This window comes from Polaromonas sp. P1_E3, assembly GCF_056405935.1.
In genome coordinates this window covers 1-10,886 of sequence record NZ_JBFUBD010000087.1, presented here as the reverse complement: position 1 = coordinate 10,886, position 10,886 = coordinate 1, and the positions used below count along the sequence as shown (strand labels likewise).

The 10,886-nt window shown below is 61.2% G+C and carries 10 protein-coding genes; 5 read left to right on the top strand and 5 right to left on the bottom strand.

Annotated elements, in window-relative coordinates:
• The 4 genes from AC1D0Z_RS11620 to hppD form a co-directional block, all read right to left on the bottom strand.
• The coding region (locus AC1D0Z_RS11620) for an adenylate/guanylate cyclase domain-containing protein (RefSeq protein ID WP_477658402.1) at positions 1-1,701 on the bottom strand (1,701 nt) is incomplete at its 3' end.
• A gap of 369 nt (positions 1,702-2,070) precedes the next feature.
• Positions 2,071-2,976, bottom strand: coding sequence for a phenylalanine 4-monooxygenase (gene phhA / locus AC1D0Z_RS11615; RefSeq protein ID WP_477658401.1), 906 nt, complete (start codon positions 2,974-2,976; stop codon positions 2,071-2,073).
• Complete coding sequence (locus tag AC1D0Z_RS11610) at positions 2,964-3,773, bottom strand: transporter substrate-binding domain-containing protein (protein ID WP_477658400.1); 810 nt, start codon at positions 3,771-3,773, stop codon at positions 2,964-2,966. The genes phhA and AC1D0Z_RS11610 overlap by 13 nt, the downstream gene beginning before the upstream one ends.
• 33 nt (positions 3,774-3,806) lie before the next feature.
• Positions 3,807-4,958 carry a 4-hydroxyphenylpyruvate dioxygenase gene (hppD, locus tag AC1D0Z_RS11605; RefSeq protein WP_477658399.1) on the bottom strand — a complete coding sequence of 384 codons (1,152 nt, stop codon included), beginning with the start codon at positions 4,956-4,958 and terminating at the stop codon, positions 3,807-3,809.
• Positions 4,959-5,074: 116 nt separating this feature from the next.
• On the opposite strand from hppD, the gene AC1D0Z_RS11600 reads away from it, so the two are divergent.
• The 4 genes from AC1D0Z_RS11600 to lnt all read left to right on the top strand — a co-directional run bounded on the left by AC1D0Z_RS11600 (position 5,075) and on the right by lnt (position 9,367).
• The gene (locus AC1D0Z_RS11600) at positions 5,075-5,548 is read left to right on the top strand and encodes an Lrp/AsnC family transcriptional regulator (protein ID WP_477658398.1); all 474 of its coding nucleotides are present in this window, start codon (positions 5,075-5,077) and stop codon (positions 5,546-5,548) included.
• Positions 5,549-5,807: 259 nt separating this feature from the next.
• On the top strand, positions 5,808-6,545 hold the full coding sequence (locus AC1D0Z_RS11595) for a GNAT family N-acetyltransferase (RefSeq protein WP_477658397.1): 738 nt from the start codon (positions 5,808-5,810) through the stop codon (positions 6,543-6,545).
• 300 nt (positions 6,546-6,845) lie between these two features.
• On the top strand, positions 6,846-7,700 hold the full coding sequence (locus tag AC1D0Z_RS11590) for an HlyC/CorC family transporter (RefSeq protein ID WP_477658396.1): 855 nt from the start codon (positions 6,846-6,848) through the stop codon (positions 7,698-7,700).
• A gap of 56 nt (positions 7,701-7,756) precedes the next feature.
• Positions 7,757-9,367: an apolipoprotein N-acyltransferase gene (gene lnt / locus AC1D0Z_RS11585; RefSeq protein ID WP_477658395.1), complete on the top strand. Its 1,611-nt coding sequence runs from the start codon at positions 7,757-7,759 to the stop codon at positions 9,365-9,367.
• A gap of 118 nt (positions 9,368-9,485) precedes the next feature.
• On the opposite strand, the gene AC1D0Z_RS11580 is transcribed toward lnt, so the two are convergent.
• A complete protein-coding gene (locus AC1D0Z_RS11580) occupies positions 9,486-10,394 on the bottom strand; it encodes a LysR family transcriptional regulator (RefSeq protein ID WP_477658394.1) in 909 nt (302 codons plus the stop codon).
• Positions 10,395-10,638: 244 nt separating this feature from the next.
• Here AC1D0Z_RS11580 and AC1D0Z_RS11575 point away from each other — a divergent pair.
• Positions 10,639-10,886: asparaginase domain-containing protein (locus AC1D0Z_RS11575; protein WP_477658393.1), on the top strand; the 248-nt coding region annotated here is incomplete at its 3' end.

Genomic DNA, 10,886 nt, shown 5'->3' with positions numbered 1-10,886 from the left:
GGTGTGACTTTCTCCCCCGCCCATGCTCAAGTAACTGGAAACCGTGAGCGTAGGATTTTCTCGGATGAGCCGATCCAAGGTGGCGCGTGCTTCTTCAATTCGGCCCATTTGGGCCTGCGAATAAAGAAGTACACGCATGGTTGGCTGATGATGTACGTTGGCCTTCAGCGAGCGTTTCGCCAATTCGATGGCGCGCTCGTATTCGCCGTTGATTGATAACCCTGTCGCCAGAATCATGTCGTAGTAATATTTCATTGGATCAACTGGAGACAGGCTCGAGGCCACTTCGGCTTCACTGACTGACGTTTCCGTTGCTCCCCACATCGACGACCACACGCTCTTGTACAGCCATGCGAGTGATTCGCTGGGGTTCAACCGAATGGCTTCCTCGATCTTGTGCAGTGAGCCGCTTGCGTCTCCTGAGAGCTGRCACAAGGCATGGCCCTGGATTGCCAGCGCCAGCGCGCTGTTCGGCTCCAGGTCCAGGGCGCGCTCGGCGTGTTCGATGGCCTGGCGCGAGTCTTTTTGCGGAGCGTCACTCATGCCGCGCACGACCCGCAAGATATACCACTTRGCAAGCCAGGCACGCGGGGCCGCGGCGCGGTTGTGGCGTTCAAGCACGGCTTCGAGAACCTGGCGGCTCCGGTCGAAGTCATGCGTGGATGAGCGGTGCATGTGCGAGATGCCACCCAGCATGAGAGAGCAGCTGTCGAGCCGTGGAAGCGGCTGAATCAGCGACTGCTGGGCTTCCGTGTCAATCAGGGCATGGGTAGCCGCCGATGCAATGCGGTCGAGCAACTCGCTCTGGGTTTCCAGCAAGTCCATCGTGTCGCCGGAAATGCGGTCCGCCCAGATGACCTGGTCGGTACGGCTGTCCACGAGCTCTGCATTGATCAGGATTTTGCCGCCGCTGGCAATGTAGCTGCCCGACAGGATGAAGCGGGCCGCCAGCCGGTCACCGGCCTCTGCCATGACGTCGCTGCGACCGCGGAAGGCCGTAGTGGACAGGCGCGAAATGACCTTCAGGTCGGAGCTGCGCGACAGCTGGGCAATGATGCCGTCGGCGATGACCTCGCCAATGATGAAGTGCTCGGGTTCATTACTGCGCGCTTCAAAGGGAATGATGGCAATGGTGGGCCGGAAATCCGGCGCCGCAGCRGTGGGCGACTGTATGACCGGCTCATGGCCGGGCGGCCCGACGCGATACGCCCGTATCGGTTTGGCGACATGCTTGAGGTAGCACTCCCCCAGGTCTTCGATGTCGGCCTCAAGGCCGTCCGTAAGGTTGTCGCGGAGCTCGGCAGTGATCACGATCTCGCCAGGCCCGGCCAGGGTGGCAACCCGGGCCGTCAGATTGACGTCTGTGCCGTAGATGTCGTGCTTGTCGCTGACAAACTCCGCGAGATGCGAGCCCATACGCAAATGCAGGCGCCGTTCGGGCGGACGGCCAGCGTTGTCCTGGTCGCTGAAGTATTGCAGCGCAAACGCTGCCTTCATGCCGCCTTGAGCGCTGGCAAATTCCAGCATCAGGCCGTCTCCCAGGCTTTTGACAATGCGGCCGCCATGCAACGGCAGCACTTGCTGCTCGGCATGCTGCACCAGTTGTTGCCATCGCCACACGAAGTCATCTTGATCCTGCTCCATCAGTCGGACTGACTCCACCACGTCCATGACCAGCAGTACCTTGACTTGCCGATTCATGGTGTGTGGAAGCTCAATAAGGAAAGACATCGTAAATGACGTAACAAATATTCACATCCTCATTTTGTAGGAGGACGTGCAGGTAATAAACACCTGACGTGGTAACGCCACCCCAGGTGCCTCGCAGTGTTGTATCAGCGTTGAATTGTCGGTCATTCGCCGTTGAACGGCGTCAATCGATAGTTCACACAAAGGCTGGTACGTGCAAATTTATAGGCCAGCAGGTCGATATGCAGGGCGCGCATACCTCATGCATTCAGTGAAGACACGTTTGAACGGACCTGCCTGGTGCAGCCCGTTTGGGGCAGGGAAGGGCCGGCGCGTGGCGGGCGGCGAGGGGCCCAGGGAGCAAGCGGCGCTGATGGCTTTTTACTGTGCGGCCGGCGCGTGCGCCAGCGCCTGGTAAAACGGCGTGAAGTCCGGCTCGGTCAGGCGCAGCAGCGCGTCAAAACTGTCTATCACAAAATACTGCTGCTGAAAGCTGTCGATCTTGTAGGTCGACGACATGCAGCGCAGCAGGTCGGCATTGTCCCGCAGTGCAATGCGCCGGGGCTCGTTCGACTCCACGCTCCAGGCCAGCTCGCCCGGGCTGCTCAGGATGCCGGCGCCATAGGCCCGGACCTGATCGCCACCTTCCTTGTCGCGCAACAGCCCGAACTCGATGGTGTACCAGTAGAGGCGCGACAGCATTTCTACCGCACCGGGGATCGGCTGCCCGCCGCCTTCACCATGCTCCAGCGCATGCGCCTTCAGTGCGCCCTTGCCGTAGGCCTCTATATGGTCGGCGTAGCTTGGGTCAAACAGCAGCGGCACGTGGCCGAACAAATCGTGAAAGATGTCGGGCTCGACGATGTAGTCGAACTCGGCCGGCGTTCGTATCCAGTCCGTCACCGGAAATTTGCGGTTGGCCAGCAGCGTGAAGAAAGGTACTTCGGGAATCAGCCCTGGCACACCCACCAGCTGCCAGCCGGTCGCCTTGAAGAGCCGCTCGTTCACGTCTTCAAAACGCGGGATGGCATCACTCGCGCCCAGGCTGGGCAAGGCTTTAATGAACGCGCTGCAGGCCCGGCCGGGCAGCAATGCCGACTGCCGCGTGTAAAGGCGCCGGTAAGTCTCGTGATCTTCTTTGGTGTAAGCCGCGTAGTTTTGCGGGCAGGTGTAGTCAGCATTGACTTGCCCGCCACGCGCATAGTCACCCCTTGGCGGCCGGTCAGACTGGCCATAGACCGCCGGGGGCGGGGTGTTGCAGTCCGTGTTGCTTCCTACTTCAGCCATTGGCTCTCCACGCGCTGGTAGTCACCGCTGGCTTTGGCCAGGTGCAGCCACTGGTCCACGTAAGCCTTGAACGTCACGTCGCCGCGCGGCAACAGCCAGGCCATTTCCCCATACTGCAGCGGCTTGTCCGGGTTGATGGCGCACAGGCCCGGTTTGAGCTTTTGCTGGGTGATGGCTTCGGCCGACTCGGTCACGAACACATCGGCGCGGTTGGCCAGGATCTCGTCAAAGATGGTCAGGTTTTCCGGGTTAAGCCGCATCTGCGCCTGCTTGAAATTGGCGCGGGCAAAGCGCTCGTTGCTGCCGCCCGGATTGAAGATCACGCGTGTGGCGGGCTTGTCGATGTCGGCCACGCTTTGGTATTTGGCTACGTCGGCGCAGCGCGCAATCGGCGTTTTTCCGTTGACCATGTAAGGCGTGCTGAAGAAGGCGCGCTTTTGCCGCTCGGTGGTGACGGAGATGCCGCCAACAGCCATGTCGCATTTACCGCCCACCATGTCGGGCATCAAATTGGACCAGCTGGTCTTGACCCACTCGGGCTTGACGCCCAGGCTGGCCGTAAGCGAGGCCATCAGGTCCACGTCGATGCCTTCAAAGGTGCCGTCGGGCTTCTGGAAGCTGAAGGGCTTGTAGTCGCCTGGTGTGCAGATGCGCAGCACGCCGGCCTTTTGCACGCTGTCCAGGCTGGAAGCCGGAACCACGCTGACCGCCTGGGCACATGCCCCACCCCATGCAAAAAAAGCGGCGGCGACGCTGAATGCGGCCAGTCGATGGGGCAGCTGCGGGCAAAGTGGCATGGCAATCTCCGTGATGTGGGTGAAGGAAAACTTTTATTGTGCGCTTGCCTTGGACCCCGACAAAACGCCACGGCGCATCTGGTCCAGCTCAATGCTTTCAAACAGCGCCTTGAAGTTGCCTTCGCCAAAGCCATCGTCGCCCTTGCGCTGGATGAATTCAAAGAAGATCGGGCCCAGCTGGTTTTCACTGAAGATCTGCAGCAGCAGGGCGCCTTTTTTGCCGTCCACCAGAATCTTGCGCTTCTTCAAATCGGCCACGCTCTCGCCGTGTCCGGGGATGCGTTTGTCGATCAGCTCGTAATAGGTGTCGATCGTGTCCAGCAGCTTCACGCCGCTACTGCGCAATGCATCTACCGTACTGAACAAGTCGTTGCTGCCCATGGCAATGTGCTGGATGCCTTCGCCCTGGTAACGGTCCAGGTACTCCTGGATCTGGCCGGCTTTTTCGTTGCCCTCTTCGTTGATCGGGATGCGGATCTTGCCGCAGGGGCTGGTCATGGCCTTGCTTTTCACCCCGGTCACCTGGCCTTCGATGTCGAAATAGCGGATCTCACGGAAATTGAAGAGCCGCTCGTAAAAGCCGGCCCATTCGTCCATCCGGCCGCGGTGCACGTTGTGCGTCAGGTGGTCGATGTAAGTGAGGCCGTGGCCGGCGGGGTTCAGCACGTCACCCTGCACGCCTGGCAAGGCTTCAAAGTCCACGTCGTAAAAGCCGATGTTGCCGATGTCACCGGGCTGCGCGCCGTTCTTGCCGCGCCACTTGTCGATGAAATAAATGATCGAATCGCCGATGCCCTTGATGGCCGGAATGTTCAGTTCGCCTGGCGCCGATGTGTGGGCGTAGCCCCAGGCACCCAGGGATATCGCACGTTCGTAGGCAGCCTTGGCATCTTTCACACGAAAGGCAATCGCGCAGACGCTGGGCCCGTGCTGGCGCGCAAAGCGCTGGGCAAACGAATCCGGCTCGGCATTCAGGATGAAGTTGATGCCGCCCTGGCGGTACAGTGTGACATTCTTGTGGCGATGTTTGGCAATGGGCGTGAAGCCCATGCGTTCAAACAACGCGCCCATGGCGGCCGGGTCGGGCGCGGCATATTCAATGAATTCGAAACCGTCCGTGCCCATGGGGTTGTCCCAGGCCGCGCCTTGTTCGAAGTTCAGGGTGGCGTCGTTGCGTGCGTTCATGGCGTGTCTCMGGGGAAAAGATATGTGTCCCACTTTAGCGGCGCCATGCATCATTTTTATTGCGAAATAGGGCGCTTGCATTGCCATTGACGCAGTAAAGCTGCAAAATATTCCGTATGGAAGCACTTGACAAGCTTGATCGGCAAATTCTGCGCAGCCTGCAGGCTGACGGCCGCRCCACCTTCGACCTGCTGGCCGAGCAGGTGGGGCTTTCACCGAGTGCKGTATTGCGGCGCGTGAAGCGGCTCGAAGAAAGCGGCGTCATTGACCGCTATGTGGCGCTCGTCAAGCCTGAAGCCGTCGGGCTGGGGCTCACGGCCTACATCAACGTACGGCTGGAAAAGCACACCGAAAGCCACAAGCGCAACCCCATGGACCTGTTCCGCGCCAGCGTGCAGACCTGGCCGGAAGTCGCCGAATGCGCAGCCCTGACGGGCGAGATGGACTACCTGCTGCGGGTGCTGGTGCAGGATATGGCGCATTACAGCCGTTTCATCATGGACACCCTGCTCAAGCACCCCAGCGTGCAGGACTGCAAAACCAGCTTTGTGCTGGACCGGGTCAAGGCGACAACCGCCGTTCCCTTGTGACCTGCTGGTGGGCGTGGCACCGGCATTTTCAGGGGCGCTAATTTTTAACGGATACGCGATGAAAAATGTTGCCGCATTGCAACAATTGCTCCCGTGAAGCGGATTTCGTTCCCAGATTGCTATATTTTTAATAGCTGCTTGCGCCCGCCCCTATTGGAGAAAAGGCATAACGGGCCGATTTTTGGGGGCCGGCGTCTATTGACGCTGTTTCAGAAGCCCCTAGACTGTTGATTCTAGGGAAAACCCTTATATTGAGATCATGGTTACACCCAGCACCCTTTTAAGAGCATCCTATAACGCGGGCCGTGAATTCTTCCGGCCGCCCGTGGAAGAGCACGCCTCTGCGGCGCCCCCAACGCGTCAAGCCCCGCCCGTCATGGTTCCCATCCGTTCGATCGGCCCCAGCCACGGGGAGCGCATTGCCACCCATTTGCTGGCGCTGGACGCCCACGACCGTTACCTGCGCTTCGGCTATTCGGCCAGCGATGAGCAGATTCACCGCTATGTAGACGGGCTCAACTTCGAGCGTGACGAGATCTTCGGCATCTACAACCGTAAGCTGCAATTGATCGCCATGGCACACCTGGCGCACACCACTGACCCCAACCTCAAGAGCTGTGCCGAATTCGGCGTGTCCGTGCTGGCGCAGGCGCGCGGCCGTGGCTATGGCTCGCGGCTGTTTGACCGCGCGGTCATGCATGCGCGCAACAATGGCGTCGACATGATGTTCATCCACGCGCTGAGCGAAAACACCGCCATGCTCAACATCGCACGCAAGGCCGGCGCCACGATCGAACGGGACGGCTCTGAAAGCGAGGCGTACCTCAAGCTGCCGCCGGCCGACCTGGATTCGCGCATGACCGAAATGGTCGAAGAGCAGATCGCGCAGACCGACTACCGCCTCAAGGTCCAGGCCAARCAGTTCTGGGACATGCTGGCCATGGTCCAGGAAGTGCGGCAGGGCGTACGGGATGGGCGTGACCGCATGCCGATGTGACGCCCGGTCTGAGCTTTGCGCGACATCTGAATCAGAAACCGCGCCGCGCAGGGTCGGCCCGACCGTAGCTTTTGCCACTTGCTATTAATTCAGTAGCAGCTTGCGCTCATTCCGTTTGGCTGGGTGTTAAAACCGGCAACCTCCGCCTTTGTGCTTCCTGAATGGACACAAACCCAAACAGGAAATACAAAAAGCCAAACAAAAGCAAACAGCTTCGGCTGCGTGACGGAAAACGGCACCCCGCACCGTCAAGGATTTCAGCTATCCTTAGCCCCTTCACAACTACCGACCGCCCATCACGTGTCCGACGTTCCCCCCAGTCGGTCTTCCAGGCCAGAAGACAAACGCGGCTTTTTGCAAAAGCTTGCTGAAATGCTCCACCCGGGCCCCGACTCGAAAGACGAGTTGATCGAAACCCTGGTGGAAGCCCAGGACAATGACGTCATCGGAGCCCAGAGCCGCGAGATGCTCGAGGGGGTGATCCGCATGGCCGACATGACGGCGGGCGATGTCATGGTGGCTGCCCCGCGCATGGATGTGATCAACATCGACGCGCCGTTCGACGAATTGCTGCACCTGGTGATCGACACCGCCCACTCGCGTTTTCCTGTCTACGAAGGTGAAAAGGAAAACATCCTCGGCATCCTGATGGCCAAGGACCTGCTCAAGCTGCAGCGCGCGCCCGAACTCAACATCAAGGCCCTGCTCCGGCCCGCCGTTTTTGTGCCCGAGAGCAAGGGGCTCAACGACCTGCTGCGCGAATTCCGCGGCAACCGCAACCACCTGGCCATCGTCATCGACGAGTTCGGCCGCGTGGCGGGCCTTATCACCATTGAGGACGTGCTCGAGCAGATCGTCGGCGAGATCGAGGACGAATTCGACATTGCCGAAGACGAAGGCGACATTTTCGGCCTCAGCGACCACACCTACCGCGTCAGCGGCGACACTTCCATCGAGCGCGTCAACGAGGCTTTCGGCGTGACCTTGCCCGAGACCGACTTCGATACGATCGGCGGGCTGGTCGCGCATGAGATGGGCCATGTTCCCAAGCGCGGCGAGCATTTCGCGCTGGCCGGCCTGCAGTTCACGGTGCTGCATACCAAAGGTGGTGCAGTGCGCTGGTTCAAGGTATCGCCGGTCAACACCGGCGTCTGACAACGAATTCAAGAAAAAAGGGCGGGCTGACTATGGGACGGGATTCGATTCAAAGCATGATGTCCCATCTCCCGACCTTGCCTGCGCTGCTTGAACACGCACGCAACCCGCCGCCGCGCAAAGGCATTTCGCCGTTCCAGATTGCTATTATTTTGATAGCTGGTTGCGCTCATGCAGCAAGCATGGCGTGGCCTTTTGACTTTGGCTTCGCGCAGGGGCTGCCGCTGTGGTGGCTGCAACTGCTGGCGCTTTTCCTGTTTACCGCGCAACTTGACAGCTGCCGTTCATGGAAGCGTGCCGCGTGGATGGGCGGCCTCTTCGGCACGGCGATGCTGTGCAGTACCTTCTGGTGGCTGTTCATTTCCATGCACTACTACGGCGGGCTGGCAGCGCCCCTGACCGTCCTGGCCATCGTGCTGCTCGCCGCCTTCCTGGGGCTCTACTACGCAGCGGCCAGCGCAGTTTTCGTGAAGCTGGCGCCCAGGCGCAGGTTGCCGCGCGCTGCGGTGTTTGCAGCGCTCTGGCTGCTGGCGGAGCTGGCCCGGGTCGAGTTCTTTACCGGCTTTCCCTGGGGAGAGGGCGGTTATGCCCACGTCGACGGCTGGGCCAGGCCGCTGGCCGCCTGGGTGGGCGTGCACGGGCTGACGTTCCTGGCTGCGCTGGTGGCCGCCTGGCTGGCGATGACCCTGCGCGCATCCCATGTGCAGTGGCTCAACGTGACCGGCATCCTGGTTGTCTGCATAGTGGCGGGTTACCTGCCGGTGCAAAGCACCTGGCCCGGCGATGCACCCGTCCAGCCGACCGAGGCGCTGGGCGTTACGCTGCTGCAGGGCAACATTCCCCAGAACGAAAAATTCCAGCCCGGCACCGGCGTGGCCACAGCGCTGCGCTGGTACGGCCAGCAGCTGCGCGATGCGAAAGCGCCGCTGGTGGTGGCGCCTGAAACCGCCATCCCCGTGCTGCCCCAGCAATTGCCGGAAGGCTATTGGCAAGCGCTGCAGGCCCGGTTTGCCGCCGGCAACCAGGCGGCATTGATCGGCCTGCCGATTGGCAGCTCCCAGGCCGGGTATGCCAACTCGGTGCTCGGCTTCAAGCCCGGGCAGGCAGAGCCTTACCGTTTCGACAAGCATCACCTGGTGCCGTTCGGCGAGTTCATACCGCCAGGCTTCAGGTGGTTCATTGACATGATGCACATCCCGCTGGGCGACTTCAACCGCGGCGCGGTTGGGCAGGCTTCTTTCGAATGGAAGGGCCAGCGGTTGGCACCCAACATCTGCTACGAAGACCTTTTTGGCGAAGAGCTGGGCGCACGCTTCATCGATCCTGCGCTCGCCCCGACCATCTTTGTGAATGTCAGCAACATTGCCTGGTTTGGCAACACGGTCGCGATCGATCAGCACCTGCAGATCTCGCGCATGCGTGCGCTGGAGTTCAGCCGCCCGATGATCCGCGCCACCAACACCGGCGCCACGGCCATCATCGACCACCAGGGCAAGGTCACGCATTCGCTGGAGCGCCACACCCGCGGTGTGCTGAACGGCGACGTCCAGGGCCGCAACGGCATCACGCCGTATGCCCAGTGGGTGTCCCGCTACGGCCTCTGGCCGCTGTGGGGCTTCGGGCTGGGCGTGGCCGGTCTGGCGCTGGCGTTCCGCCGTCGCCGGTAGGAGAGGGCACACCCCTATCGGGGCTCACTGTGTGTAGCCCCTTTTCCCCTTGCAGGGGACGGTGCCTGCGGCCCGGCAAGCCGGTTCCGCGGCACCTGCTGGCTCGGAGGTGCGGCGCTCAGTGGGTCGAGGCCATCACGCCGTGCAGTAGCTCCGGCAGCATCTCCAGCATGCGTAGCGCATCCTGTCCCGGCGGCGTGCTGCTCGCAAAATACATCTGGAGTGGCGCCTGGGCAAAATCATGCAGCGGCACCGCGGTCAATGATTGCGGGTCCAGGTTGCTGGCCGTCAGGAAATCCACCACCGTCCAGCCCATGCCGCGCTTGACCAACTCCAGCGCCAGCCGCGAGGTGTGCACCTGCATTCCCTCGGGGGCAGTCAGGCCGAGGTGGCGCGCCAGGTCGTCGATCGACTGGCACATCGGGTCTTCGCCCACCAGGCGGATCAACGGCATGCTGGCCAGGAAAGACATCGGGTTCTGGCGCCGGGCCTTCACGGCCCGCTGCCAGATGTCGCGTGTGACGGCCAGGTAGAGCGGCCCGCTCACCAGCGTCGAGCTGGTCAGCAGCGGGTGCGGGTGTTCATAAAAGCCCAGGGCAAAGTCCACGCTGCGTGTCAGCAGCGCCTGCACCATCTGGTCCTGGTGCAGGGTTCGCACCTCGATGCGCACACGCGGGTAGCGCGCCATGTGCTTTTCCAGTACCAGCGGTAAAAACTCGTGACTGACGGACGGAATGGCCGCAAGCCGTACCTGGCCGCCGGCTGCCTGCCGCAGGTTGACGGCAATGCGCTTGAGCCCGTCCAGTTTCTGGTGAATCTGCGAAGACTCTTCAAACAGCACACGTGCTTCGGGGGTGGGGGCCAGCGTGCCCTTGCCGCGGGTGAAAAGCTTGTAGCCCAGTTGCAGCTCCGTGTGCGCAATGGTCTTGCTGACAGCCGAAGGTGTGATGCAGATCAGCCGAGCCGCGGCGCTCATGTTGCCGGTCTGCATCACCGCCTGGAAGACTTCAAGTTGCCTGAGGTTCATGTCGTTTCAGGGTGTCGCTGGCGGTGCGTCCATGGAAGGAAAGATGCTGCCCGGATGTAGATTGGGGTGTGAGTTTTAGTCACACCCCTCGTTACATTATGCATCGCTGGGCGCTGCCGGCCTCGCTACGATGAGCCACCTTTGGCCAAGCGGCTGGGGGAAACGCCGAATGGGCAGGGTAAAACCGTTTTCTTGCCTGCTGTGCGCAAAAAACTGAACAAATTCCATTTTTCTGGAGACATGCATGCAAATAGCCTCAACATTTCGTCACATGGGCGCCGCGCTTGGCCTGGTGGCATTCACGGCGCTCGGGGTGCCCGCGCTGGCACAAACCGCCGCCAAACCCAACGTCGTTATCCTGGCCACCGGCGGGACCATTGCCGGTGCTGGCGCTTCCGCCCTGAACAGCGCGACGTACGCAGCCGCCAAGGTGCCGGTCGACAAGCTGCTGGCCGGCCTGCCAGAGCTGGCCAATGTTGCCAACGTGAAGGG

Bases quoted from the DNA above. Each gene is read 5' to 3' on its own strand.
- phhA (WP_477658401.1), bottom strand. From the start codon at position 2,976: ATGGCTGAAGTAGGAAGCAACACGGACTGCAACACCCCGCCCCCGGCG.
- AC1D0Z_RS11610 (WP_477658400.1), bottom strand. From the start codon at position 3,773: ATGCCACTTTGCCCGCAGCTGCCCCATCGACTGGCCGCATTCAGCGTC.
- hppD (WP_477658399.1), bottom strand. From the start codon at position 4,958: ATGAACGCACGCAACGACGCCACCCTGAACTTCGAACAAGGCGCGGCC.
- lnt (WP_477658395.1), top strand. From the start codon at position 7,757: ATGATGTCCCATCTCCCGACCTTGCCTGCGCTGCTTGAACACGCACGC.
- AC1D0Z_RS11580 (WP_477658394.1), bottom strand. From the start codon at position 10,394: ATGAACCTCAGGCAACTTGAAGTCTTCCAGGCGGTGATGCAGACCGGC.